21 protein-coding genes are annotated in these 26,475 nt (G+C 59.2%); 7 read left to right on the top strand and 14 right to left on the bottom strand.

All coding sequences use genetic code 11. The features are described from left to right. Position 1 precedes the first annotated feature (1 nt). The 9 genes from rbbA to R3E82_21790 all read right to left on the bottom strand — a co-directional run bounded on the left by rbbA (position 2) and on the right by R3E82_21790 (position 9,623). A complete protein-coding gene (rbbA, locus tag R3E82_21830) occupies positions 2 to 2,752 on the bottom strand; it encodes a ribosome-associated ATPase/putative transporter RbbA (GenBank protein MEZ5553536.1) in 2,751 nt (916 codons plus the stop codon). A gap of 2 nt (positions 2,753 to 2,754) precedes the next feature. Further along, positions 2,755 to 3,777 (bottom strand): efflux RND transporter periplasmic adaptor subunit, encoded by a 1,023-nt coding sequence (locus tag R3E82_21825; protein ID MEZ5553535.1) that lies wholly within the window; start codon positions 3,775 to 3,777, stop codon positions 2,755 to 2,757. Next, positions 3,767 to 4,510 carry a type 1 glutamine amidotransferase gene (locus R3E82_21820; protein ID MEZ5553534.1) on the bottom strand — a complete coding sequence of 248 codons (744 nt, stop codon included), beginning with the start codon at positions 4,508 to 4,510 and terminating at the stop codon, positions 3,767 to 3,769. Before R3E82_21820 ends, R3E82_21825 begins: the two co-directional genes overlap by 11 nt. Then, the gene (locus tag R3E82_21815) at positions 4,507 to 4,953 is read right to left on the bottom strand and encodes a hypothetical protein (protein MEZ5553533.1); all 447 of its coding nucleotides are present in this window, start codon (positions 4,951 to 4,953) and stop codon (positions 4,507 to 4,509) included. Before R3E82_21815 ends, R3E82_21820 begins: the two co-directional genes overlap by 4 nt. Positions 4,954 to 5,002: 49 nt before the next feature. Then, on the bottom strand, positions 5,003 to 5,611 hold the full coding sequence (locus R3E82_21810; protein ID MEZ5553532.1) for a TetR/AcrR family transcriptional regulator: 609 nt from the start codon (positions 5,609 to 5,611) through the stop codon (positions 5,003 to 5,005). Between the two features lie 619 nt (positions 5,612 to 6,230). Beyond that, a complete protein-coding gene (locus tag R3E82_21805; GenBank protein MEZ5553531.1) occupies positions 6,231 to 7,958 on the bottom strand; it encodes a GMC family oxidoreductase in 1,728 nt (575 codons plus the stop codon). A gap of 21 nt (positions 7,959 to 7,979) precedes the next feature. Beyond that, the gene (locus R3E82_21800; GenBank protein ID MEZ5553530.1) at positions 7,980 to 8,549 is read right to left on the bottom strand and encodes a hypothetical protein; all 570 of its coding nucleotides are present in this window, start codon (positions 8,547 to 8,549) and stop codon (positions 7,980 to 7,982) included. A gap of 204 nt (positions 8,550 to 8,753) precedes the next feature. Then, on the bottom strand, positions 8,754 to 9,107 hold the full coding sequence (locus R3E82_21795) for a hypothetical protein (protein ID MEZ5553529.1): 354 nt from the start codon (positions 9,105 to 9,107) through the stop codon (positions 8,754 to 8,756). Between the two features lie 57 nt (positions 9,108 to 9,164). After that, positions 9,165 to 9,623 (bottom strand): DUF3237 domain-containing protein, encoded by a 459-nt coding sequence (locus tag R3E82_21790; protein ID MEZ5553528.1) that lies wholly within the window; start codon positions 9,621 to 9,623, stop codon positions 9,165 to 9,167. 147 nt (positions 9,624 to 9,770) lie between these two features. Between R3E82_21790 and R3E82_21785 the strand changes: the two genes are divergently transcribed. The 5 genes from R3E82_21785 to R3E82_21765 all read left to right on the top strand — a co-directional run bounded on the left by R3E82_21785 (position 9,771) and on the right by R3E82_21765 (position 17,049). After that, positions 9,771 to 10,940, top strand: coding sequence for a cytochrome c peroxidase (locus tag R3E82_21785; GenBank protein MEZ5553527.1), 1,170 nt, complete (start codon positions 9,771 to 9,773; stop codon positions 10,938 to 10,940). 17 nt (positions 10,941 to 10,957) lie between these two features. Next, positions 10,958 to 12,343, top strand: a complete 1,386-nt coding sequence (locus tag R3E82_21780; GenBank protein ID MEZ5553526.1) for a parallel beta-helix domain-containing protein — start codon at positions 10,958 to 10,960, stop codon at positions 12,341 to 12,343. Between the two features lie 245 nt (positions 12,344 to 12,588). Next, the gene (locus R3E82_21775; protein ID MEZ5553525.1) at positions 12,589 to 15,300 is read left to right on the top strand and encodes a TonB-dependent receptor; all 2,712 of its coding nucleotides are present in this window, start codon (positions 12,589 to 12,591) and stop codon (positions 15,298 to 15,300) included. A 235-nt stretch (positions 15,301 to 15,535) separates the two neighbouring features. Further along, a complete protein-coding gene (locus R3E82_21770; GenBank protein MEZ5553524.1) occupies positions 15,536 to 16,045 on the top strand; it encodes a pyridoxamine 5'-phosphate oxidase family protein in 510 nt (169 codons plus the stop codon). Next, entirely contained in the window at positions 16,042 to 17,049 is a 1,008-nt protein-coding gene (locus R3E82_21765) for a radical SAM protein (GenBank protein ID MEZ5553523.1), read from the top strand. Before R3E82_21770 ends, R3E82_21765 begins: the two co-directional genes overlap by 4 nt. A 70-nt stretch (positions 17,050 to 17,119) precedes the next feature. On the opposite strand, the gene R3E82_21760 is transcribed toward R3E82_21765, so the two are convergent. Both R3E82_21760 and R3E82_21755 read right to left on the bottom strand, forming a co-directional pair. Next, positions 17,120 to 17,914 (bottom strand): nitroreductase family protein, encoded by a 795-nt coding sequence (locus R3E82_21760; GenBank protein MEZ5553522.1) that lies wholly within the window; start codon positions 17,912 to 17,914, stop codon positions 17,120 to 17,122. Positions 17,915 to 17,958: 44 nt separating this feature from the next. Next, on the bottom strand, positions 17,959 to 19,224 hold the full coding sequence (locus tag R3E82_21755; protein ID MEZ5553521.1) for an acyl-CoA dehydrogenase: 1,266 nt from the start codon (positions 19,222 to 19,224) through the stop codon (positions 17,959 to 17,961). A gap of 163 nt (positions 19,225 to 19,387) precedes the next feature. Between R3E82_21755 and R3E82_21750 the strand changes: the two genes are divergently transcribed. Both R3E82_21750 and R3E82_21745 read left to right on the top strand, forming a co-directional pair. Then, entirely contained in the window at positions 19,388 to 21,010 is a 1,623-nt protein-coding gene (locus R3E82_21750; GenBank protein ID MEZ5553520.1) for an AMP-binding protein, read from the top strand. Between the two features lie 124 nt (positions 21,011 to 21,134). After that, a complete protein-coding gene (locus R3E82_21745; GenBank protein MEZ5553519.1) occupies positions 21,135 to 22,379 on the top strand; it encodes a thiolase family protein in 1,245 nt (414 codons plus the stop codon). A gap of 30 nt (positions 22,380 to 22,409) precedes the next feature. Here R3E82_21745 and R3E82_21740 read toward each other — a convergent pair whose 3' ends face one another. From R3E82_21740 to R3E82_21730, 3 genes are read right to left on the bottom strand one after another with little or no spacing between them, the layout of a single operon-like run. Continuing rightward, complete coding sequence (locus R3E82_21740; protein ID MEZ5553518.1) at positions 22,410 to 23,672, bottom strand: molybdopterin molybdotransferase MoeA; 1,263 nt, start codon at positions 23,670 to 23,672, stop codon at positions 22,410 to 22,412. 50 nt (positions 23,673 to 23,722) lie between these two features. Next, the gene (locus R3E82_21735) at positions 23,723 to 25,282 is read right to left on the bottom strand and encodes an AMP-binding protein (GenBank protein ID MEZ5553517.1); all 1,560 of its coding nucleotides are present in this window, start codon (positions 25,280 to 25,282) and stop codon (positions 23,723 to 23,725) included. A gap of 34 nt (positions 25,283 to 25,316) precedes the next feature. Next, the gene (locus R3E82_21730; GenBank protein ID MEZ5553516.1) at positions 25,317 to 26,468 is read right to left on the bottom strand and encodes an acyl-CoA dehydrogenase family protein; all 1,152 of its coding nucleotides are present in this window, start codon (positions 26,466 to 26,468) and stop codon (positions 25,317 to 25,319) included. Between the last annotated feature and the right edge of the window lie 7 nt (positions 26,469 to 26,475).

Genomic DNA, 26,475 nt, shown 5'->3' with positions numbered 1-26,475 from the left:
ATCAGCGCTCCTGCTTCCGCAATACGAGTATGGCAAGCCCGGTGAATACCGGGCCGAAGACAGCCAGTCGAATCAGCGCTCCACTCAGATCCGCCAGCCCCAGCCCCTTGGTGTAACTGCCGACGCTGATGGCCATATACCAGGTCGTGGGCCAGAAGGTGCCCATCAGCCGGGCCGGGCCCTGGAGCGAAGAGACGGGTTCCATCATGCCGGAGAACTGCAGCGTCGGCATCACAGAGAGAATGGTGCTGGCGAACACTGCTGTGACCTGGGTCGCGGTAAGCATTGACACCATCAGCCCGAAGCCCGTCGCCGCTACCGCATACACCAGCGATGCCAGTATCAGCAGCAGCGGGTCGCCGCGCATTGGCACCCCCAGCACCAGCACCACCAGCGCGGTGAGAATCACGAAATTCAACAGCGTAATACCGACGTATACCAGCTGTTTGCCGATCAGAAACTCTGCTCGACCCGTGGGGGTGACGTAAAAATTCGTGATGGTTCCGATTTCCTTCTCGCGCGCCACACTGACAGCCATCAGGATCGCCGGAAACAGCAGCAGGAGCAGCGGCGGTATGGAGGGGCCGATTGCCGGCAGACTGGCCATCGCCGGGTTGTAGCGAAAGCGAGGTTCAAGTACGACAGGTTGTGCCGTCGGTCCTGCGAGCATATCGAGCGCAGGTACCGCACCAGCGGTACCGGCCAGTGCCTGCGCGTGAGCGCCCCAGACATAGCTTTCGATGGTACCGGCGCGTCCGGTATCTGCCCCATCGATGGTCGCCGCCACTTCTGTCACACCACCGCGCCGCAGTTCGGCACCAAAGCCGGTAGGGACCTGCAGTGCCAGGGCCAGTTCGCCGCTGGCCAGTCGCTGCTCGAGCTCGTCTATCCCCAGGAGCGGTGCATGCCCCCGAAACCAGACAGAGTCTTCGAATGTCGAAAGATAAGCGCGGCTTTCGGGACTGCTGTCCTGATCGAGTGCGGCAAAAGGAATATTGCGCACCTCCTGGGAAATACCGAACGACATGATCAGCAGCAGCAGCGCGCTCCCCAGAAAGGCAAATGCCAGCCGTATCGGATCACGGCGAACCTGCATCGCCTCCCGGGCGGTAAATGCGAGTAAACGGCGCAGGCTGAAGCCGGAAGTGCGCTGCGCCGGGCGGGTGTCTGCAGGTGCGATGGCCAGCCCGGTGCTGATGGTCGTTTCGGCGGGGATCTCGGCGGAGATATAGTCGACAAAGGCCTCTTCCAGCGTTTCGGTGTGACGTGAACGAACGATCCCCGCTGGTGTGTCGGTAACCAGTACGCGGCCGGCGTGCATCAGGGAAATGCGATCACATCGCAGAGCCTCGTCCATGAAATGGGTCGAAATGAAGATCGTCACGCGATCTTTGCGGGAAAGATTCAGCAGAAGGCGCCAGAACTCATCACGGGCCTGGGGGTCGACGCCTGATGTCGGCTCGTCCAGGATCAGGATCTCCGGGGCGTGAATCACCGCCACTGCGAGTGACAGACGCTGGCGCAGGCCCAGTGGCAGTGCCTCGGCGCGCTGGTCCAGATAGGGTTCAAGACCGAAGCGCGGCACCAGATCATTCATTCGCTGATTGGTCAGTGCTTTGCCAAGGTGAAACAGCCGGGCGTGCAGCAGCAGGTTTTCGCGGACGCTCAGTTCGCCATACAGCGAAAAGCTCTGCGACATGAATCCCACACGGCGGCGGGCGTTCGGGTCCTGTGCATCCACTGGCTGACCGAAGATCCAGGCTTCACCCTCGGAGGCGGGCAGCAGCCCGGTCAGCATTTTCATGGTGGTGGTCTTGCCGCAGCCATTGGAGCCGAGAAAGCCGAAGATCTCGCCCCGGGCAATGTCGAAACTGACCGACTCCACGGCCGTGAAATCGCCGAAGCGCCGGGTCAGTGCGCGTGCGCGGATTGCTGGTTCGCCGGTGTCGGCGGGCAACGCGGCATTCGACGGGTGGTCCGTGGCAACAGCGGTACTGTCAGTGCCGGACTGCAGTAGGGTGACAAAAGCCTCGCCGACCGAGCCGGTGCCGGTCTGACGCATCAGCGTCTGCGGACTGGCCTCGGCCAGTACCCGGCCTGCATTCATCGCCACCAGATGATCGAAGCGCGCCGCTTCTTCCATGTAGGCCGTGGATACCAGCACACTCATGCCCGGCCGGTCGGAGCGAATTGCATCGATCAGATCCCAGAACTGGCGGCGCGACAGTGGGTCGACTCCGGTCGTGGGCTCGTCCAGGAGCAGAAAATCCGGGTCATGAATCAGTGCCGAACACAGTCCCAGCTTCTGCTTCATCCCACCTGATAATTTGCCTGCGAGACGGTCGAGGAAAGGATGCAGGCCGGTGGCCTGCGTCAATCGCTCGATACGCGCAGCACGCTCAGTCCGTCCCTGGCCGAACAGCTTGCCAAAGAACTCGAGATTCTCGCGCAGGCTGAGATCGTGATAGAGATTGCGTCCGAGCCCCTGGGGCATGTAGGCGATGCGGCCGCCCGTGACAGCACGGTGGCGGGCATCCGCCATGTCGCCGTCCAGGGTAAATACCTGACCCTGCTGCAGGCGTTTGGCGCCGGCGATCAGGCCCATCAGGGTTGATTTGCCTACACCATCTGGCCCGATCAGGCCCACCATCCGTCCCGCCGGCAGTGCCAGCGTCACTTCGTTGAGCGCAGCGACCTTGCCATAGCGGTGGCGGACGCCTTCGAGACGGGCGACGCTGGTGGGTCTGGTCATGACTACTCGATCGCAGCGGGAGTGGGTGTAGCAACCAGTGGCGGCACCAGTCCCTCCGGCCAGTCCGGCAGACTGCCGTCGTCCCCGGCGAGACGAACCCAGGCGACACCACGCACGCCCGTTTTGACCTGATCCATCCGCGCCGTGATCAGTTCTGCCGGAATCCGCACACGGATACGAAACATCAGGCTCTCGCGCTCGGTTGCAGTTTCGACCTGCTTGGGTGTGAACTGAGCCTGTGGCGAGACGAAAGAGACGAACGCCGGTACGGATGTGTTCGGCATGATGTCCGGGATGATCCGTGCCTCGTCCCCTATCCTCACGCGGGGCGCCTCGGAAGCCGGTAGAAAAAACTCCATATAAACTTCTTCGAGGCTGACCAGCGTCAGCAGTTTGCTGCCGCTGCCGAGAACCTCCCCCGGCTGCGCGAGTCGGTAAAGTACCCGTCCCTCGCTCTGCGCAGACAGTGTGCTGTCGGCAATACGCGCCGCGATCTCGGCATGCGCGGCCGCTTCGGCGTCGACGCTGCGCTCCCGGGCTCGCAGGTTTGCCTTTGCAGCGACCAGAGCAGCCTCTGCCACCTGTGTCTCGGTGCGTCGTATATCGAGATCCTGGCGTGAGAGCAGGTCGCGCGTACTGAGCGTTTCGGCGCGGGCCTGCTCATTGCGTGCCAGTGCCAGTTTTGCTTCCGCCTCAGTCACCTGTGCCGCAGCCACACCAACTGCGGACTCGGCGCTCGCGATTGCCGCCTCGGCGCGCATCAGTTGTGATTTCAGTTCGGTTGTGTCCATGACTGCCAGCACATCACCTGGCCGTACGCGATCGCCCTCACGAACCGTGATCTCAGCCACCCGTCCGGCCAGGCGCGGAGAAATGTCGATGAGGTCTGCCTCGATTCGGCCATTACCACGGGCAAATCCTTCGGGCGGCAGGCCCGTCGGTTTGAACAACACAGTCCATAAACCAGTACCTGCTACAGCAACGAGGGCGATGAGAACGATGGCAACGGAAATCTTACGAGGCATATGTCCCTCCTGCCCGTCCCCCTGGTGGGCGCCGGTCCGGGGTTCCGGCCGCGAGCCGGTCCAGCAGGTCGTGCAGGACGCGATTGATGTTGGCGAACCGGTGTGGGTCTTCGAGCATTTCCTGCGCCGTCTGGATGTAACGACCCTCAACGATCTCCTCTGCGCAGTGGGCGATGAGTTGTTGTGCGCTGGCCGGAGTGGCCTCCAGATGAAACTGCAGGCCAACGACCCGCTCGTCGTAGACATAGGCCTGGTTTACGCAACCCTCGCTGCGTGCGACGTGCAGAGCGCCGGCTGGAATGTCGAAGGTGTCGCCATGCCAGTGAAACACTTCGATCCGCTCGGGGAATAGAGAGAACAAACCGCTCGTGGATGCTGCCCCCATCCGTTCGATCGGAAACCAGCCGATTTCCTTATTGCTGTTGGCGTACACCTTCGCGCCGAGAACATCGGCGACGAGTTGCGATCCCAGACAGACGCCCAGCACACTGCAACCTGCGGCGATCGCCCGCTCAATGAACCGTTTTTCCTCGGTTAGCCAGGGATAACTGCGTTCCTCGTGGATGGCCATAGGGCCTCCCATCACCACGAGCATGTCAATATCTTCAATCGTCGGCAGCTGTTCGCCACGATAGAGCCGAGTTGCGTCGAGCTGGTGCTGGCCGCGTCCGACCCACTCGTCGATATATCCTGGTCCTTCGAAGGGCACATGCTGCAGGCACCGGATGTTCACGGCTGGTCGATCCCATCAGGGGCGTCAGCATCGGCGCCGGCTGGCTCGTGTTGAAGCAGCTGATGCCACGCTATCCCCGCTATCGCCGCCCAGATCAGTGTCCGCAGGCTCATGGCAATCAGGGTCCGTTGTTCATACGCTCCGTCGAGCAACACATGCACCCCGAAAGCCACGAACGCGAGCGCTGTCGATGTAACAATGGCGACGGCCAGCCACGCGGCCCAGCGACGCTGTATCCATAGACCGGCACCGGCGATGACATAGACAAATCCCGCGATGAAATTGAACCAGAGGACGAAGGGGACGAAATTACCAGCTGCGGCGCGCGCTGCTTCGCTGCCGAACAGGACCATACCGCCTTCCCTGATGGTCAGAAGACCGAAGCCGAGCGCGATCACGGAGATCGCTGAAATCCAGATGGTGCGCTGCTTGTGTATGGTCATGATTGCTTCTCTCCGGCGGCTGATAGCTGGTGATTCCCCTCTCGGGATTTCATGGTGTGTTCCCGATACCGCGGCGGTAAATGGCAAACACTCGAGGCGCGTCGATGAGCATGCGCTGCACTTCGCCTGCAATCAGTGACTGCATGACGAGCCCCTGAATTGTGCCGATGAACAGCATTGCTGCGGCCTGGGTGTCCAGTGCGGTCGATACCTCGCCGTGGTCTTTGCCCCTCTCGATCAGGCGCTGCAGGCGTTCTCCGTAGTGCTGAATCAGCGTCTGGACCATGCGCTTGGTGGGTGTCGATCCAGGACGCTGCAGTTCGCTGAACATCATTCTGGGCACGCCGGGATGAGCGACCACGAACTCGACGTGACTCATGAACATCGCTTCCAGGGCTGCCAGGGGTGAATCGACCTGCTCAGCCGCCTGATCAATGCGGCTCAGGAGTCGCCCCGCGACCCATTCCATGGCGGCCTGCCAGATGGCGTCTTTATTGGGAAAATGCCGGAACAGGGCGCCCTGAGTCAGCTGCATGTGCTTCGCGATGGCGGCCGTGGTGATTTCGCTGGGGTTTCGCGATCCCGCCAGCTCCACCACAGCCTTCACAGTTACTGCGCGCCGCTCATCGGCCGGAAGATGTTTCCGGTCAGAACTCATGTCGCTTTCTCGTTGGCTTCGGCATGCGGCGCGCTGGCTGGACTTTCGCCATCCCGACTGAGCGCTAACCATTCCAGCTGAGGTACGACGACCATGAACGAAACCATTAAGATAGTAACTGGTTACTATCTTATCTGCGGGATCAGCTGCCTGCAACCCATGACTGGAAATCTGCTGCCGTCTGCCAGCTCCGGCGCACGTGGCAGACAACGGGAGGGCTGCGGGTAGCGGGCGAAACGGGGATGACGCTGTTCGGCGTGATAAAAATGCCTGTTGCGAGGCGCCTGCGCAGACCGGCCCCGCTGCTCAGAGATCCAGCACGAGCTCGGAACTCAGGGATCCTGAACAGCAGACGATAATCGAGCGGTTGCCGGCCTTTTCCGCCTCGGTCAGTACCGAGTCGCGGTGATCGGGCGTTCCCCGGACGACGCGAACTTCGCATACACCACACTTCCCGTCCCCGCAGTTGAATGGGACTTTGATCCCGGCCCTCAGGAGTACATCCAGAATACTGCAGCCGGGCGGTACGAACACGGAGCGTCCCGAACTGGCCACTGTGACCCTGAAACCGCTGAGGTTCGCAGGATTGCTGAAAAGCGAATAGCGCTTCATTGCAGATTCATGTTGCCTGGTCCGGTTCCGGAACCGGCGTTCTGGTGCCGCCGAGGTCCGCGACGATACGGTCGGCCACTCGGAAGGAATTCGCGTAGATCGTCCATGTCGGCGTCACACTGCCTCCGGTGGGCATGAAGCTGCCATCGGTTACGAAAAGGTTGTCGGTACCATGGACCCGACAATCGCGATCGAGGGCGGAGGTTTCAGGATCTCTGCCGAAACGCAGTCCACCGGCTATCAGATTCGTCGTCGGGGCGGTGAACGCGTTGCCGAAGTATCGATGTGCGCCCATCTGTCTCATGACTTGAACCCCTTTGTCGACGAGGTAGCCGGCCACCTTCAGATCATGAGGATGGTTGTGGATCTGCACACGCGCGACAGGGGAGCCCCATTTGTCGGTCGTCGCGCCATCGAGGCTGACATTGCAGTCATCGGTGGGCAACCAGTCGCAGAACACTTCGAATTTGAAGTCGCTGGATTCGGTGAAATGTGATTTCAGCCGCTGTTTGAATGCGCTGCCCCATATCAGGCGATGGTCCTGATCCCATTTAAGCGTGTTGGCATCCGCGGTGGGAGTGGGTGAGTCGAAGACGAAATCGATCGTGCCGCCCTTCATGCGCTGTCTGAAAGCGGTTTCATCATCTATGAAGTACCAGTCCTGAAGTGCACGATTGAAAAACGGACCCCTCTGCTTCAGCCCGGCTGCCTGCTGACGTGTGAGCTGAGTCAGATCGAAGATGCCGTGTCCGGTCCCTCCGGCACAGCAGTGCAGATTTCTACCGAGCTGACCATAGCGGTTGCCGATCCCATGGGGGTGTTTCTCACCCACAGAGGCAAGTAACAGTCGACTCGATTCGATCGAATAGCAGGCAACAACAATGACAGCGGCGTGCACCCGTATGCTGTTTCCGTGGCCGTTGTAGTAGTCGACGGATACGGCGTTGCCACGGCTGTCCGTGTTGATGTGATAAGCCTTGGCGTGGGTGACGACGTCACACCGTCCTGTCACAACAGCTTCATTCAGCAGTGCAGCCCTCGCGCTGCCTTTCGCGCCTGAGCGACATCCATAGCCGCCGCAGTATCCGGAGTATTCACATGCATCGCGGCCGTTGAAGGGCCGACTCAGTATTGCGCGTGCCAGCGGCAACGGGTGCAGACCGAGTTCGCGTGCACTTCTGTCGAACCAGCCCGCAATCGGGTGTTCCGCAGTTGGCGGGAAAGGAAAATCCGGTGTTGATCGAGGCTCGAGGCTGGGATGGTCAACGACTGCTCCCGAAACCCCGATCAGCCCTTCGACTTTGGTGTAGTACGGCTCCAGGTCGTCGTACTCGATCGGCCAGTCGGCGATATTCGCGCCGTCTATCGGTCCGAACTCAGAGAGCAGACGGAAATCCTGCGGCTTGAGACGATGAAAATATCCGCTCATGAAGTTGCTGGCGCCGCCAACAATACTGCCGCCCCAGAATCGGGCGGTTTTCTGATCAGCCCAGCGGCCTGCGCCATCCCGTTGTACGAGCACTTGTGGTTCTTCGCCGAGCTTCGAACGGAAGATCCTTCTTCGCGAGAGTTTTTCGTCCTTTTTGAAGTCGCCTTCATCGTACCATCCGCCTTTTTCGAGGACGGCCGTTCGATATCCCGCTCTGCTCAACTCGTAGGCGATGGGCGCTCCCCCCGCACCGCTTCCGATGACACACACGTCGTATTGAGTGGCCGGGGTCTTCACGCTGGTCATCTGATGGGCTGTGCCGGGATGTTATTCAAAGTCACGATAGGACTTGCCGGCTACCGGCCTGGGAAAGCCGGGCCGGTGCTCCAGCCACAGCCAGCCGACCATGTCAGGATTTCCGCCGTAGTATGGATCGAGCGCAAGCGCTTCTGTCAGATAAAACATCAGGAGTGACAGCCAGTTCTCACCGGTCTTCGACCCGGCAAGCTGGTGCAGGAGTTCGTTCTGCGCATCTTCCTGCAATTCGGCGAACCCGGAACCCCGAACCGCGTATGAAAGCCTGTTGAGCAATTCAGCGCCGTTTGCGAGAAACGACGGGTCGCCATCACCCAGATTGACCGGATCGATCATTGCCCACTCGAGGTAAGGCAGTGCGTTGAGGTCGCGGGCACTGGGCCCGTTGCCGTCGTCCGGGAACAGCTGCATCTGAACAGCGTCGATGGTTTTCCGGTGCGAGTCTGAAAAGAAATTGCCGGTCAGGGGTATGGGCTGGAGGAACACACCATCCTCTTCAGAATCGGCTGCTGTGGCTGTTACTGGCAGGCTGGCGCGGATTTCCAGTAGCGAACGCTCATTGAAATACTCAGGGTGTTTCATATCTGAAGCCAACAGAAACGGGATTACCAGGTTCATGCGATAAACAGGCATTCACGTCCACGCCGAGTACCGTCAGCGGAGAGTTATCGCAACCGCCTTCGCACAGAAACACAGTTGAGATCCGGTGTCTGAGGCTGACGTGGCGGTCGGTTAGTGTCTGGCTGTCGTCATCAGACGCCCCAGAGCGGTTTCTCCGGCGGATCCTCAGATCACTCTGAGCTTGTCGCGGTCATTGAATTTGCAGTCTTCAAATGCACCGGGCGATCCATATCGAACGTGAGCCTGACACAGGCTGTCCTGGAGAAGCCACTCACCGTCTTCATCAGCGTACGATTCTTTCGGCATTGCGACTCTGCTGCCCGCATAGCACTCGTAGATCGTGACATTGGCCGGCTGCACACCGATTTTCCGAAGATGATTGCAGACAGCGCAGAAGGTAGTACCGACCCAGTCACTGGTCAATTCGTCGGAATTGTCGAAGATCCGGTAGCTGGCGTGATACGAATAGGGAATATCTTTGTTGTATCTGGACCCAAACAGGCGTTCGAGTAGCTTCATCGGTCCCTCCGTGGCTGGCTGTTGTACAAGTGGCTTACACCCTCGACCAGCCTGGAATCATACGCCGGGATTGCATGCGTAAACACGATACTCCACAGCATTCGGCCTGATTCTGCCTTCCGCTACGGCAACAATACGGTTGAGCCAGCCGTAGCGTGCATCACCGGTTTCGAATCGAGGTTGTGTCGCGAAGTAGTGCTCGCCATATTCCGTACTCCCGCCTTCGCTGACTGCTTTTGCAGACTGGTCGTTGAGTTCGATTATGCCGAAGTACTGCATATAGATGTGGGCGCCATCGTGTGTACGGAATGTCGCACGTACATCGAGCCTGCCAACCCCGGTATCATCAGTTAACAGCCAGTCACCGCCGCAGGTCAGTACTTCGCCGCGCAGCCTGGGTCCTGCGAACGTACCCCCGATTACTTCATGTATGCTCCGCGTTCCCAGAGGGCCCTTTCCGATCGGCTGAGCCGGTGCGAGATCCGCGTGATAATCCATCAGGAATTCGAGATTCACACCAGCTCCTTTCCTTCCAGGATCCGTAATCTTCCGCCGTTTACCCGGTACAGGAGTTGACCCAGGTCAAATCACAGTACGGGACTGAAGGCATAAACTGAAATGTACGGCAGCGGGGGGTGATGGTCAGTGTCTCCAGGATCGCGAATGCTGTGGATCTGCAGCACCCTTTCTCTTGCCGGTTTCGCTCTGGAGCTGAGCGGCGGCGCCGCAGAGCCGTATGAGCTTGACACTGCCTGTCCACCCGGGTTCGAGCTGGTAGACGATGGCTGCAGCCTGCGAACGCTCTACCTTCTTTACGACTCTCTGCAGGGCGCCGGTGTCGGCGGCCTGAGAACGGGACTGCCTCCCCCCAGAGACGGCTTCAGGCCACAGCAGATCGATCTCGGTCGGTATCTCTTCTTTGATCCGTTGCTGTCTGCAGACCACACCCTGTCCTGTGCGAGTTGCCATCACCCGGACTATGGCTTCAGCGATGGACGTGATCGAAGCATCGGCATCACCGGTGAAAAAGTCCGCCGTTCAGCGCCTTCATTGTGGAACGTAGCGTTTCTGCGCCGGCTGTTCTGGGACGGCAGGTCATCCACACTTGAAGATCAGGTACGCGGTCCTCTGTTTGCAGCTGATGAGATGGGTAATTCGGAGGCAGAACTCATCCGCGAACTGAATGCCAGCCCGGACTATCGGCGTCTGTTTGAAATCGCCTTTGGTGAGCCGGAGATCACCCCGGCGCAGGTATACAGGGCGCTTGCAGCCTTCGAATCAACCCTGATCTCTTTGAACAGCCGCTACGACCACTATGCACACGGGTATCCCGCCGCACTCACGGACGAGGAAATCGAGGGATTGAACATTTTCCGATCATTTGTCGCCCGCTGTTCGGAGTGTCACACACCGCCTCTGTTCACCAATCAGGAGATCGCCGTAATCGGTACACCGGAACCGCCGGGCGTCCCGTTCGATGCGGGTGAAGGAGCTTTCACGGGAGAACGATCACAGCGAGGCGGATTCAGAGTGCCGTCCCTGCGCAACATCGCACTCACCGCACCATACATGCACTCCGGTCGTTTTAGTGACCTGCGTGAAGCAGTCAGGTTCTATACCGACGGGCGTGGGCATGCCGTGCCTGCAAACGAAGACCTTCATCTTCACTGGCACATCTGGGAGCCTCGATTGAGCGACTCGGAACTGGATCTTCTGGTGTCTTTTCTGCGGACACTGTCAGACCAGTCATTCACACCGGTCGTGCCGCTCCGGGTGCCATCGGGATTGGTGCCGACCGGCAGACGGCCGGATGATCCTATTTCAACTCCATAATAGTCAGGAACAGTTTGATGAAAGCAATTCTGAGTACAGCCGTTGGTTTTAGTCTGCTGGTATTGGGCTCGTATGCTCCCGGTGCGGAGATCGAAGTTCGGGATGGTGACAGTATTCAGAAAGCTGTTACGGGTGCAGAACCCGGAGACAGCATTCTTGTTCATCCCGGTACCTATGCTGAGACCGTTTACATCGACAAAGACAACATTACATTACGCGGCATCGTGACAGCGGGGCAATGGCCTGTACTCGAAGGTGGAAAAGTTCTCAACGACGCTGTGCTTTACTCAGGCAATGGCATAACCATTGAGAGCCTGAGGATCCAGAATTATAAAGGCAACGGCATTATGGGTCAGGCCGGAAACAACTTTGCGATTCGCAACAACTGGATTGTCGATGCTGGTGTGTACGCGATATTTCCCGAATTCGGCAGGAACGGGATTATCGAACACAATGTGATGTCAGGCATCGAGGACGCCGCCATTTACGTCGGAATGAGTGACAACGTCGATGTACTCCACAACGAGGTCTTCGACAGCGTTGCCGGGATTGAAATCGAAAACACCCGTCATGCGCTCGTGGAGGGTAACTATGTACATGACAACACCGGCGGCATTCTTGCCTTTATCACGCCAGGGCTGCCGATAAAGACGGCTTTTGACGTAATCATCCGGAAGAATTTCGTAATCAACAACAATCACGAGAATTTCGGTGTTCCGGGTTCGATCGTCTCCTACGTACCGCAAGGTACCGGCATTATCGTAATGGCAGCCGATGATGTGGTGATCGAAGACAACATCATCACTGGAAACGACTTTATCGGGATCGGCATCGTGGGTCTGGAGTTCATTTCGGGTGTTCGCAGCGATCCGGAATCTGAGCCGAATCCCGATCGTATGGCAATTCTCGGCAATATGATGTGGGGAAACGGCTCGAAAGCACCGCCGGATATCATGGCAGCCATACAGGCCGTTCGGCCGGACGCCAGGTGGGTCGATATTGCGGATCTCAGTAAAGGCACGGGCAGTTGTATCACCGATAAATACCGTTATCCGGCGGTCGGTCTCGATCGCTACACCCGCTGTTCGATAGTGACGACGGCAGATACACTCACCTACACTCTGCCGCAGCCTGTAGAAGGCCGTGTCATCGCGGCGGAGGAAAAGGGCAAAGCGGCCTACTACGGTATCTGCGCAGGCTGTCATGCGTACAGCGTGCAGGCGGTCGGGCCACCGGCAATCGCCCTGCAGGCCATCTACCAGGGACGCCCCCAGGCACTGGCTGATTACATTGCCCGGCCTGTGAAGAAACGCAGCGACATGCCCGAGATGCCGCCGCAGGCCTATCTCTCGGAAGAAGTCCGGCTTGCAGTGGCTGAGTTCATGCTGGCAATTGACAGATAGAGCAGGTCGTGCAACTGGTGTTACCAGACTGCGGATTACAGTCTCGAGCTTTCAGGTCGTAAGTTGATCCCGGTCAAGTCGCTGTTGCACACACTCATCTAGCCTCCGCTGCGATTTACAGAAGAAAGCCGCCGGTTTGCGTTCGCTCAGATACGCTGCAGGACATTTCCAGAAAACTCAAACACGGATGTCCTCGATCGGTTTATGGAGTTAAGGGTCAACACGGAATATCTCAAGGGGATTCTATGCGTATTATCAGTAAGGCGGGCGTGTTCAGCGCCGCGTTGTCTATTGTTCTGTTCACACCACAGGCAGTTGCCGAGTCCGGACCAATCGAAGAGATAGTGGTCACGGCGCAGAAGCGCGAATCCTCTCTGCAGGACACGGCGCTGGCGATATCGGCTTTCGATCAGGCGGCGCTCGAGCGCGAAAACATCGACGGCGCCATGGACATACAGTTCAGTGTGCCCAACCTTCATTTCACGAAAACCAATTACTCCGAGTCGGATCTTTCCATTCGCGGTATCGGTCGAAGCGTGGTCGCGACCTCGGGCGATTCCGGTGTGGGTATTCACTTTAACGGAGCCTATCTGCAGCAGACGTCAATCTTCGAATCCGAATTCTTCGATGTCGAGCGCATCGAGGTGCTGCGCGGCCCTCAGGGCACGCTGTACGGCCGAAATACGACCGGCGGTGTCATGAACATCATTCCAGCGAAGGCAGGGGATGAATTCGATGTTGCGGTAGATGGCTCGTTCGGCAACTACGACAACGTGAAACTCGGTGGAATGATCAACATTCCGGTAGCCGACTGGCTGCAGGTGCGTTTTTCCGGAATGATGCGCGATCGGGACGGATTCACGAAGAACGAATACAATGGCAGCCGGATCGATGACCGTGATCTCTGGGCCACGCGCCTCGGCATACGGGTGATCCCGAGCGACACGATGGAGCTGAACGTTTTCTGGCAGCACTTTGACGAAAACGACGGCCGCATGCGCACGTCCAACCAGACCTGCAAGAAGGATCCGCGACCCTGGCCTTATGGTCTCGGATGCCTTCCGGGATCAGACATCGAGACAGCCGAGCTACTCAACGGCAACGGTCAGCTCGGAGGTGTTCTCAGTTTCTTCACACCGGGTCTTTATCCGCTGGGCACCGACGCCTTCGCGAATTCTGTGAAATCAGACAATCTGCGCAAGGTCTATTCGGACTTCGATCCCATCTATGAGATGGAGGAGGACATCTACAACGCCGAGTTCACCTGGGACATCACAGACAACTATACCTTTACCGTCAACGCCTCCTATCAGGAATCAGATTACTATACCCAGACTGACTACGACTGGGCGGTTCCGAGTGAGACCTTCACCGGGGGGGTGCTCACCACGCCATCCGACCCGACAGTTTCCGGCTACACATACCAGTATGCGTACGACACCTCCGCCTACGACGGCAGTACCTATACCCTCGAAACCCGCCTGCAGTCCGACTTCATTGACTCGAAGTGGAATTTTCTCGCGGGTGCCTTCTATATGGACCACAACACCGACAGCGGCATTTACGATGTGCGTTTCAACACCGGCGCAGCACTCACGCCGATAGAGGGCCTTGTGGTCGATGGAGAATTTGCGCCGGTATCCTATTACAGGAGCGACACAAAGGACTATGAACTGGAGACGTGGGCACTGTTCGGTGAGCTGTATTTCGACCTGAACGATCGGACCCGGATCACCGCCGGTATCCGTTATTCGGATGAGTCCAAGGATCTGAAGGATCGTCAGACACTGCTGAACAACCCGCTACTGGCTTACCATCCGGGTGTGTCCAATCGCAGCTTCTTAAACGGCACTATTGCGCCGTTTGCGATGGCCGTAGGCATCAACGACCCCCTGTTCCACGGCTTCGGGACGACCGGCAACAGCCCGATTCCACCCTATCGGGACTTCGGCGATTCCTGGACTGAGACTACCGGGAAACTCGGTATCGAGTATGACGCCGACATAAGCTTTCTGGACGAGGCGATGCTCTTTGCTACCCTCGCGCGCAGTTACAAGTCGGGAGGTATCAATCCGCCATCTTTCACGGGTGCGTTCGATGAGACGTTCGATCCGGAATACATCAACTCGCTGGAGCTCGGCGCAAAAACCCGCTTCAGTGACAACCGCGTTCAGCTGAATGGAACCTTCTTCTACTACGACTATGAAGGCCTGCAGACCACGAAGATCATCGATCGTACGTCCGTCAACGAGAATATCGACGCCTCGATACTCGGATTCGAAGCGGAGATGATCTGGATGCCCACAGACAGCCTGCGCTTCGATATGTTCTTTTCCTGGCTCGATACCGAGATCGACAAATCGACAAGCGTGAATCCGGCGGATCCGACCAACGGAGATCCGAACTGGATCACACTGAAGAATTCCGGAGCCGACGTCTTCATCGCGCCGGTGTCCGGTGTCTGGGATTCGAGTCAGTGTGGCGGCTACCTGGATTGCGGCAGTGTCTACGCCAGCCCACCCGTTGACGGTGCGGGCAATCTGCTTCCCGTCCAGCCTGCCCTGGTTCAGGTTCCGATCGGCATTCCGGTGGAGCTGGACGGTAACCAGCTGGGCAATGCGCCGGAATTTTCAGTGAAAATCGGCATCGAGTACAGCTTCCACCTGGGCGGTGGATACGAACTGGTGCCGCGCTTCGACTACTACTGGCAGGACAGCTTCTACTTCCGCATCTACAACACCGATCAGGACAAGATCGACTCCTGGGATGTGATGAATGCGTCGGTCACGCTCTTCGCCAATGATGGACAGTGGCATGTGGAAGGCTTCGTCAAGAACATCAAGGGGGATGACTACATCACTGGTGGTTACCTCACCGATGCCAGCTCGGCCAACTTCACCAACGTGTTCATCCTCGAGCCACGTACTTATGGTGTGACTGCCGGGTACCGGTTCTGATAACAGCTGCGTGAGGAAATCCGCTGAAGAGCGGATAACCTCCCTGAAATCCGGATACCGCCGCTTCTGCGGCGGTTCCAGGCCATTGCGCAACCCGCTGCCGATAGCGGCGGGTATGCTCTTCGTGACCGGCTGATGCCCTGCAGGAATGGGGCAACCGGCAAAGCACTGCCACTTCGATTGTTTTCTTCCGAATGCAGCCTCAAACGGAAAGTCAAGCGAAGGGCGATATCACATGGCGTCTGAAGAGTACTTCCATCGGGGTGAACTGCGTGCACAGGATACCTGGGGCACTCGAAAAACCTGGGATGCGGGCCGTCGGCAGCAACTCCTGTGGGATCGGATTCCGGAACCTTTTCTGCAGCGCTTCGAAAGTGCGCCGTACTTTTTCCTTGCCACCAGCGATGATCAGGGGCGCTGTGACTGTTCCTTCAAAGGTGGCGGCAATGGGCTGATCAGATTGCTCGATCCCCGTTCGTTCGCGTTTCCCGATTTTGATGGTAACGGCGCCTTCATGAGTATCGGTAATATTCTCGTCAATCCCCATGTAGGGTGCCTCTTCCTGGATTTTCAGGACGGCGCACGCCTTCGGGTCAATGGCAGGGCGGAGGTTCTGCATGGGCGGGATCAGAATCTGTTCGAGCGGGCCGATCGGGTCATCCTGGTACAGATAGATCAGGTCATTCCCTACTGCGCTCAGCATATCCCTCTCATGCGGCCTGCAGTTGACGGTGCCGGCCGATGAACATGCGCTCACCCTACCGGGTCGCGATCAATCTGGAATGGACCAGCAAGTGTAATGCGCTGTGTGCGATGTGCCCGCGCCAGAACATACCCAGGCCGCGATTGATGACCCGGGATCTGTTTGATCAGGCGTTAGCGAGAATCAGGAGCGACGACGTATTCCGATGCGTTGTTGCAGGTTACGGCGAGCCGACGACCCACCCTCTGTTCGAAGATTTTGTCGAAGCCGTCGGGGAACACCCGGTGAACTTCGACATGGTCACCAATGGTCAGTTGCTGGACGCCAGGCGCCTGCGAAGTCTGGATGGTCGGATCGGGCACGTGATGGTCTCCTTCTCCAGTATCGATCCCGGAGTCTATGAGAAGGTTCACGTAAATCTCGATCACGATCGGGTGAAATCAAACATCCTGCAGGCTAAGAAAATTCTCAGGAAAACCCGGATGAGCATCAGCCTGACACCTCTGCCTGAGTGTCTCGACAAACTGCCTCAAACCGTTAAATGGTTTCGTGACAACGGTATCGATGCGCTGAGCATGTCGCCGACGCTGTACAATCGGGCAGGTGGAAACATGGATCTGAATGTAGACAGTGTTCGTCTCCGGCAACTGATCAGAAAATACCGGTTGCATTCCCAGGAAATGGATTTTATCGAAGGACCTGCAAATTTTCTGAAGCAGTTCAGTAGAAATGAATTCAAATGCGCTCCCAGAAACTCCGACCTGTTGATTTCATCGACCGGCAAGTACCTCTATTGTTTCAACGACATTTCCCACTCTCAACCGATTGGCGATATCGGGACAATGAGCATCCGTGATGCGCTGGAAACAAGACAACGGATGGCTCCCATTGCATCTCTGTGTAATCAGTGCAACATGAATGACAGATATCGAACGGGTGAGATTGCGGGCGTAGCCGCACGCTACGCGATCGGCGCACTTCGATCCAGACTGGCCCGAAAAGGAGCCCGGACGACGCCGCACGAGCCGCGTGGCAGCTCGTGCTGACGTGCATGGTGTGGGCGTCCGCGTATGGAAGCAGTCGGATCCGATCCAGGAACCGGCTCCGTGCGGGGCGTTACAGCACGCCGGGTTCCCGGATTTTCAGTGCATCTCTCAGGAACAGCAGTTCGTCTTCGCGCTCCGGCAGCGGCGCAGGTCTGGTGAACAGGCCTGCATCCGTCAGCTCCTGCACGACTTCCTCGCTTCTCGGATAGGGCTGATCGTAGCTGTGGATACTGAACAGTTCATCGAACGGCAGTCGAGGCCGCTGGCCACCGGCTTCCCAATGCTCCAGGGGGTACCCCACGGTCTGCACCAGCAGCAGCCGGCAGTGGTCCGGCACGCCGAGCGCTTTCATCAGCTCGGGTCCTCTCGGGCCGGCACCGATGCAGCAGGTGCCGAGTCCCATGTTGTAAGCAGCGAGGGTCGCCTGGGCGATACCCTGACCGCAGTCGACTTCGCTGATGCCGGGGCCCTTGAGCACTTCGCCCATGCCCTGAAATATGGGCAGCAGCTTTTCACGCACTCCGCTCTCCCTGGTTTGCCGGTTGCCAACACCGAGCGCACCGACTTCCGCCAGAGTCATGAGCCGGTCGGATTGTCCGTCTACAGCCGCCGGGTCGAGGTACCAGACGATGACTGCGGGCGCGACCCTGAACTGCCAGCCGATAATCGCGCCCTGCATGATGTTGATCTTGTCGTCGTCTTCACCCTTGAACAGCGCAATGCCGCGCAGGCTCTGCACGTTGCCCCAGTGGGAGGCGATACGTGCGGCTTCGAACATGATCTGGATCTTCTCTTTCTCCACCGGTTTGTAAGGCTTGAGAAAACGGATGGATCGACGACGACCGATAACTTCCAAGAGTTCCATGGGGGTCTCCCTGTGTCAGGTATAGTTTCTGATTCCTGCTGCCACTACTGCGCTGCGATCTCTTCGTCTGCCAGGTAAGCACCACCTTTGATGGCCAGTACTTCATTGCAGCCGTCTTCGATCATGGAAGCACGCGCGTCACGCAGGAGCTTTTCAACGGGGTGTTCGCGGGTCAGGCCGTTGCCGCCGAAGATCTGCAGCGCATCGCTGGCCACTTCGAATGCGGTCTGGGTGGCAGTGACCTTCGCCATCATACCGGCCTGCAGCGCCGGAGTACTCGCCGTATTGTTGAACAGTACGACTCTCCGGGTAAGCGCCCGGGCGGCCTCTACCTTGCGTGCCATGTGAAACAGCCGGTAGGCGACATTCTGGTGGCGGATAATGGGCACACCGCCCTGTTTGCGCTCATGTGCATAGTCCAGCGCGAGGTCGTATGCCGCCTGCGCCACCCCGGTAAAGATCGCGCCCATCAGTCCGTTGGCTTCGCAGTGAATGGCATATACGGCGCGCTTATAGTCTTCGGGGCCGGCGAGCACCTGATCGCGGCTCACGCGCACATTGTCGAAGAAGATCTCACCCTGGTTCAGCGCCCGCTGACCCAGCTTGTTGAGCGGCTTGCCGCGCGAAACCCCGGGCTCATCGAGCCCCAGGATGACCACACAGCCATTGACCGGATCGGGTCCGTCGCCGACATCCGCCGCGGCATAGAGGATACAGGTCTCGGCGATGGTACCGTTCGACACCCAGGCCGACTTCTGGCCGTTGATGACCACCTGATCCCCTTCAAAAGTCACGATGCAGTTCGGCCTACCATAGTCGCCCTGGGCGTGAAATATCTGCCGGTCTGGATCGAGGCTGTCCGATCCGTGATCGGGTTCCGTGATGCCCCAGCTGCCGAGCTTGGTGTCGGGAAAGCGGGCCAGCAGGGCCTGGTTGCCGAACATCCAAGCAAGGTACGGCGGCAGAAGTCCAGCGGCACAGGATATGGCGAGCCCTGAATCTCCCCAGCCGAGAATCTCCAGCGCCATGGGGAACAGCCTGGATCGCGCTTCAACGTCCAGACTGCCGAGTGTCTCCAGATTGAATCCGAGCTGCAGATACTGTTCGCGAAAAGACCAGAATGGTGAATCGGACGCCGCAACCTCCTCCGGCGTCATGCGATCGAGTGCGACACCGGTAGGCCGCATCACATCCCGGGCGAATTTCCGCAGAGTGCCCAGGAATTCCTCTTCAAGATCCGAAAAAGGGGTCTCGGCACCCATCGGTCCCAGCTTCACTCTGGGCCTGGCGGACCAGTCGGAAATAGCCATGCACCGCTCCTCGGACACCTGCGCGTTCCGCATTAGGCCTGCTCCGGAGAACACTGAAAACACGGGAAAACGCGTAGGTGTCGCACCCGTGTGAAACCGGCTCGAACGCGCTACGATTCGCGGCTGCATTTAGAATGTTCTGACGACCAGAGGAGGCTCCGGCATGACCCGGACACGTTCGGAAATGGTTCTCGCCGATATTGTCGCAACCCGTGCGGAGCGCAATCCGGATTTCGAGGTGCTCACTTTCGAGTGTGCAGGACGTCCGGACGAAACGCGCACCTTCGCACAGCTGTTCGAGCGCGCCAACGCACTGGCGGCCGCGCTTGTCGAGCGTGGACTCGAACGTGGAGACCGGTTTGGTCTGTTCATGCGCAATCACCCGGAATTTGTCGAAGCCATGATTGCGGCGTCGATTACAGGTACGGTGTTCGTACCGATCGATGCGCGCACCCGCGGCGCAAAGCTGGCATACACGCTGCATAACTCGAATGCGAAGTGCCTTGTCTGCGCGGACTATGCGCTTGCGCAGTTCGAGGAGGTTCGTGGTGATCTGCCACAGATCAGATCGATACTGGCGCTGGAAAGTACAGAGGACGACGCGCCACCAATGGACCTCTTTTCAGGCGTGGAGTCGCTGGGTGAGCTGCAGGAGCGGACTGTGCCCACCGTCGATGTGCGCATCGAGTCACCCCGGGATCCGCTGCAGATTATTTATACCTCCGGTACGACAGGCGATCCCAAGGGTGTCGTGATGGAGAACGGACGCTACGGCGGGATGGCCGCTCTCGGTGCGGGGGTGTTCGGTTTTCAGAAGGATGAGAGACTTTATACAGGTCTGTCTCTCACACACGGCAATGCCCAGGCGGTCACGCTTGCAGCAGCGCTGTGTCTCGAACTGCCGGCTGTGATCAGCCGGAAATTCACGAAGTCGAGGCTGTGGGATATCTGCAGAAAACATGGCAGCACCACATTCTCGCTGCTCGGCGGCATGGCGACCGCCATCTACAGTGAGCCTGCAAAGGCCGATGACGGCGACAATCCGGTGCGCATGGTCACCAGCGCTGGAATGCCACGTGCGATATGGGAATCGTTCGAAAAGCGCTTCAACCTGAAGGTGCTGGAGTGGTATGGCGCCGTGGAAGGCGGCCTGGCATTCAAACCGATCGGCGAAGGCCCCATCGGCTCGTTTGGAAAACCCGGGCCAGGCCTCGATATGCGGATACTCGATGAACAGGACAGAGATTGCCCTCCGGGTGTGCAGGGTGAGATCTGCTCGCGTCCGCTCAGCGGGGATGCGCCGAGTGTGGAATACCATGGCAATCCAGAAGCCTCTCAGGCAAAAACACGCGGCGGCTGGCTGCGCAGCGGTGACATCGGGCACAGGGATGCTGACGGCTGGCTGTTCTTCGACTACCGGAAGGGCGGCGGCATTCGCCGTTCGGGAGATTTCATCAATCCGGGCTTCGTCGAAAAGGTTATAGCAGAGCATCCTGCAGTGTCGGACGTGTTCGTCTACGGTGTGGAAGCCCGCTCAGGGGCTCCCGGGGAAAAAGATGTCGTGGCCGCTGTCGTTGCCGTGGCGGGAGAGACGATCGAACCGCGCGCACTGCTCGCTCACTGCCGCGCCGGTCTCGAGGCAAATTTCGTGCCCTCCTACCTGCAGATTGTGGACGAAATCCCGAAGACCGCGTCGGAGAAGCCCCAGGAACGTTTTCTGCGCGAACGATTCGACACTGTGAAGGCAGAGGTTCACGATCTCGAGGCACTCGGCGTTCCCCGATGACAGTCGAACCGACTGGGTCTATGGTGGCAGAGAATCAGCAGATGGCGCTGGCTGGGGTCCCTATTCAACCGGCGCAAAGACATCGGGGAATCGGAACTGAGGAATCGGAAATGAGGAAGCAGACATGAAAGCGACGATGATCGGCGGTGGCATGACCGCCTTTGGCAGACACACCCAGCGAAATCTGAAATCTCTGGTGGAAGAGGCGGTGAATCTCGCCCTCGAGGACGCCGGGCTGGATAAATCAGAGATCCAGGCGGCCTACGTGGGCAATGCCTCACAGGGCGTGCTGCAGGGCCAGGAGAGCATCCGGGGGCAGGTGGTTCTTCATGCGATGGGGATTGGCGGCATACCCATCATCAACGTTGAGAATGCCTGTGCTTCGTCTGCGACTGCGCTGAACGGGGCGATGGCGATGGTTGCACTGGGTGAGATCGACTGCGCCCTCGTGGTCGGTATGGAGAAGATGTACTTCGAGGATCGTGCCAGGGTGCAGCCGGCGTTTACCGGCTGCATGGATGTCGAAGTGCTGCAGGAGTCCATGGCCCGGATGAAGGCCTCGGAAGAGGCGGCAAAGGCAAAGGTGCAGCTGGGTCAGAATGAGCCGAAGAAGGCGCAGTCAGGTCAGCGCACGGTGTTCATGGATGTCTATGCTCAGGCGGCCCGTTTCCATATGGAGAAATACGGCACCACTCAGCGACAGCTGGCGGCGGTAGCGGCGAAGAATCACTGGCACTCGTCGATGAACCCGCTGGCCCAGTATCAGCAGGACTACAGCATCGAGGAAGTGCTGGCTTCGCCGGATGTGGCCTTTCCACTGACACGTCTGATGTGTTCACCCATCGGTGACGGGGTCGCAGCGGCAGTAATCTGCAGCCCGGCATTCGCGAAAAAGCGCGGCGCATCCCATCGGGTGGAGATTTCGTCCTGTGTGCTGGGAAGCGCCCGGGTGGGTGGGGATCGATCCGAAAGCAATCTGACGGTGCTGGCGAAGAAAGCCTATGAGCAGGCCGGGCTGGGTCCTGAGGATGTGGACCTCGCGGAAGTGCACGATGCCACTGCCATGGGCGAGATCAGTTCAAGCGAAAGTCTGCTGTTCTGTGCGCCCGGTGAGGGCGGCCCCTTTGCGGAGGCAGGACACAGCAGGCTCGGAGGCAGACTTCCCATCAATGTTTCAGGCGGCCTGGAATGCCAGGGCCATCCGATCGGGGCGACGGGTATCCGGCAGGTGGTCGAACTCTACTGGCACCTGTCGGATCGGGCGGGGAAACGACAGGTCGAAGGGGCGAAAGTTGGACTGGCGCAGAACGCAGGCGGTACCACCCCGGCGGGCGAAGGCGCGATATCCGTCACGATCATGAAGCGCTAGTCACTGCCACTGTAGACACCGACAACAGAGTCAGCGCTCAGAGATCAGCCCGAAAAATGGCAGGACCTCGACCACGGTTCCGGCATCGAGGTCCGCGCGTTCTCCGGGAATGCGAATCAGGCAGTCTGCATTCGAGAACGAGGCCAGGCGATTCGAGGACTGATCGTCACGGCTGCTCACGAGCAGACGCCCTGCGCTGAAGTCGAGACACCCCCTGCGGAATTCGTCCCGACCCGGGCTGTGCGGGATCGGGTGATCCAGTGTCGCGGGGTAATAGATCCGCCGGCGTGGCAGACCCCCTGCCAGTTTGCGGATCAGGGGTTGTCCGAACAGCAGAAACGTCACCACGGCGGATGCCGGATTGCCGGGCAGGCCGAGGAACGCGGCAGGCCCGATGTGTCCGAACGCGAGGGGTTTGCCGGGCTTGATCCGGATCCGCCAGAAATCGATTCTGCCGAGTTCTTCAACCACGTCCCGCACCAGGTCGGCGTCACCGACGGAAACGCCTCCCGAAGTGAGCAGGAGATCGCTCTCTGCCGCGGCGCCGGTGAGCGCCGTACGCAGCGCATCCATATCGTCCGGCAGGATACCGAGGTCGTGAATGACTACCGGCTGGGCGCGCAGCAGCTGAGTGAGCAGTATCCTGTTGGCATCGTAGATACATCCCTCGGTGAGTGGTTCACCGGCCTCCACGAGCTCATCGCCGGTGGAGAACAGCGCAACCCTCACGGGCTTTCGGACGGTTATTTCTGCCACACCGCAGGCGGACAGCCAGCCGATATCGAAGGCGTTCAGTCGCTTGCCGGATGACACCAGAACCGATCCCGCGCGAATGTCGTTACCGGTCGGGCGGATATTGTTGTGCGTCGGGACGTGCACGTGGATCGTCAATGCATCACCGTCCCGGGTGCAGTTTTCCTGAATGACCACCGCATCCGCGTCGGCGGGTACGGGTGCCCCTGTGGTGATGCGCACGCATTGTCCGGGCAGGATGGTGCCGCGATAGGCGTGGCCCGCAAGGCTCTCCCCGACCACATTGAGCCGGTAGGGAGGATCACCCGACAGCTGGCGGGAGTCGAGCGCGTAGCCGTCCATGGCGGACGCGGGAAACGGAGGCAGATTGATCGGGGTGGCGATATCCTGAGCGGCGAAACAGCCGAGCGCTTCAGAAATTCTTACATGCTGCGTCTGTGCAGCTGTTTTTGTTTGCTTCTCGATCGCCGCAATTGCTTCCTGCACATCAAGCGCTTTGATTGCAGGCGCAACTGGTGGATCTGATTGGGTTCCGGGCACCTGTCGATCTCCGCCTGTTCTGTCTTTTGAGTTCAGCCAGCAGGTTGCCTTCAACCACCGAATCGCTTGCGCAGGGCCTTCTTGTCGGGCTTTCCAACCGCCGTCTGCGGAATCGAGTCGACAAACTCGACCCGCTTGGGTGACTGGACCGGTCCCTTGTGCTCGCGAACCAGGGCAGCGATCTCGGCTGCATCGGTGTGCTGACCCGGTCGCAGCACGATGGCGGCGGTAACCGCCTCACCCCACTTTTCGTCCGGCGTCCCGAATACGCAGACCTGAGCAACCGCAGGGTGCTGCGCAATGACATTCTCGACTTCGCTTGGAAAAACGTTGAAGCCACCGGTGACAATCATGTCCTTTTTCCGGTCCACGATCCGCAGGAAGCCGTCCGGATCCCGGACGGCCACGTCGCCTGTGTGCAGCCAGCCGCCCGCAAAGGTCTCCCGGTTGAGCTCATCCCGATTCAGGTATCCATCCATCACCAGGGGTCCACGCACACAGATCTCGCCCGGCTCACCCTCCGGCACGGGGGTATTCGCGTCGTCGAGCAGCTGCACGTCGACCCAGGGCACCGGCCGGCCGCAGGAGGCAAGACGCGCAGGATTCGTCGGATCGTGTTCGGAGCGGCGCATCACGCAAACCGTCATCGGAGCTTCCGCCTGGCCGTAGAACTGGAAGAACACCTGACCGATCCGCTCTATTGCTTCCTTCAGTCGGACCGGTGACATGAGCGATGCACCATAGAATACCGTTTCGAGACTGGACAGGTCGTACTGGTCGAAATCCGGATGATCCAGCAGCGCGTAGATCATCGTAGGCACCAGCATCGTGCAGTTGATCCGATAGGTCTCGATTGCTTCGAGCACCGCCTTGGCATCGAACCCGGGCATCACCACCATCGTTCCGTGTTTGAGCAGCATCGGCCCGAACAGACTGCCCCCTGCATGACTCAAGGGGACAACGGCGAGGATGCGGGGTTCCACCGGCCATTCCCAGTCCGTGAGCATGATCTGCAGCGCCTGGGCGCCGACCCGGGGCGAGCCGGGAATAGCCTTGGGCTTACCCGTGGTGCCACCGGAATAGGAAAGTCGTGTGATTGTCGAGGGTGCGAGCCGCGGCATTGTCAGCGGACCCGGCTCGAAACTCTCCGCCGCTGCCAGCAGATCCCGACCGACCTGCGCGGGGCCGAGCGAAAGGACTTCCTTCAGCCGCTGTGACCGGTCCTGTAACTCCAGCGCTCTCGGTGTGAATCTGCCTGGATCGAAGATCAGCACGTCGATCTCCCCGTCTTCGATTGCGAAGAGGTGATCGTCTGCCGAGCCCATCGGGTGCATGGCGACCAGGCAGCCACCGGCGAACCCGATCGCGTTGTGCAGCAGCAGTACCTCCACCGAGTTGCCGGCCAGCAGTGCAACCCGCGCACCGTTGGAGATGCCATGCTGCATCAGCGCCTGGGAAAGCTGGCTGACCTTGCGCAGGATGTCTCCTCCGGTCCAGGGTTCTGCCCCGATCATCTCTACGATCGGACGCTCTCTGTCGCGCATCAGTGCGTTGATGATCGGCGAGACCGGATGTGCAGATGGATGCTGAAGCGTCGTATCGGTCGTCATGAGATGGTCTCCCCCGAAATATTCAGGTTAAGTGTCAGGGCTGCGGAAACCGGTCCAGGCCCAGGGTGGTGGAGATGATGGAGTGGTGCATTTCGGTGGCGCCCTCAGCGATCATCTTGGCACGTGCGTCGCGCATGTAACGGTTCACACCCGTGCTGTTCATGATGCCGCTGCCTCCCCACATCTGCAGCAGTTCCGATGTGCATTCGAAGGCAGTGTCGCAGATGTAGGCCTTGCACACACTGCCCTGGGGCATGGTCATCGTCCCCTCTTCGTACTGACGGGTGCTCGCATAGAGCAGCGCCCGGGAGGCATCTATCCTGGTGTATATCCGCGCGATCCGGTCGCTGATCGGAGACAGCCGGTACATGGGTTCCCCGTACAGGTGGCGCTGCTTCAGATAGTCCAGTGTGAGATCGAACAGGCCTTGCACGCAACCGAGCGACGTCGCCGCGTGGCCCATGAAACTCGCCTGGTTTATCGGCGCGATGTCGGCATTTGCCGTCAGCAGATCGCCCAGCACGTCGTCACCGGACAGGGAGATATCCGAGAACGCGATGGGCCCGGTGTTGGTGCCGCGCCATCCGAGCTTCTCCTCATAGCCGTGCACTTCGAAGCCCGGGGCGCTGCGCTCCACGATCACGCAGCCGTAGCCGTCCTGACCTTCCCTGCGGGTTCTGCACATCACCAGATAGACGTCCGCGGTCCCCTGCGTGCAGAAAAGCTTGTGACCATTGAGCCGGAAACCATTGCCGTCTTCGGTGAGCCTGGTCTGATGGAAGGCGACATTGCCGGCGCCCGCCGGTTCCGTCTGCGAGTAGGCCATCACCTTCTCACCTGTGACCGACGGCGGCAGCAGCCTCTGCTTCTGGGCTTCGGAACCGATCAGGTTGACCACGCCGGGACAGAGAATCATCTCCACGGACAGCAGCCCGGCGAAGGCCGGACTGGCTTTTGCCAGTTCCTCGAGTACCACACAGGCGGTCGTGAGTCCTGCATCGGTGCCCCCGTAAGCCTCGGGGATGAACATGCCGAGAAATCCCAGCTCGGCGCAGCGCCGGATCACCCAGTCGGGTGTGGACTCGTCCCGATCAATGTCGTTGGCGACCGGCATGAGTTCCGTGCGGGCGAACTTCTCCGCCACGTCACGCATCATGCGCTGCTCTTCATTCAAATTGACGTACATAGCTTCT

The organism is Pseudomonadales bacterium (assembly GCA_041395945.1).
Classification (GTDB): Bacteria; Pseudomonadota; Gammaproteobacteria; order Pseudomonadales; family Azotimanducaceae; genus SZUA-309.
The sequence above is the reverse complement of the archived record's forward strand: the minus strand, read 5'-3'. Positions and strand labels throughout refer to the sequence as shown.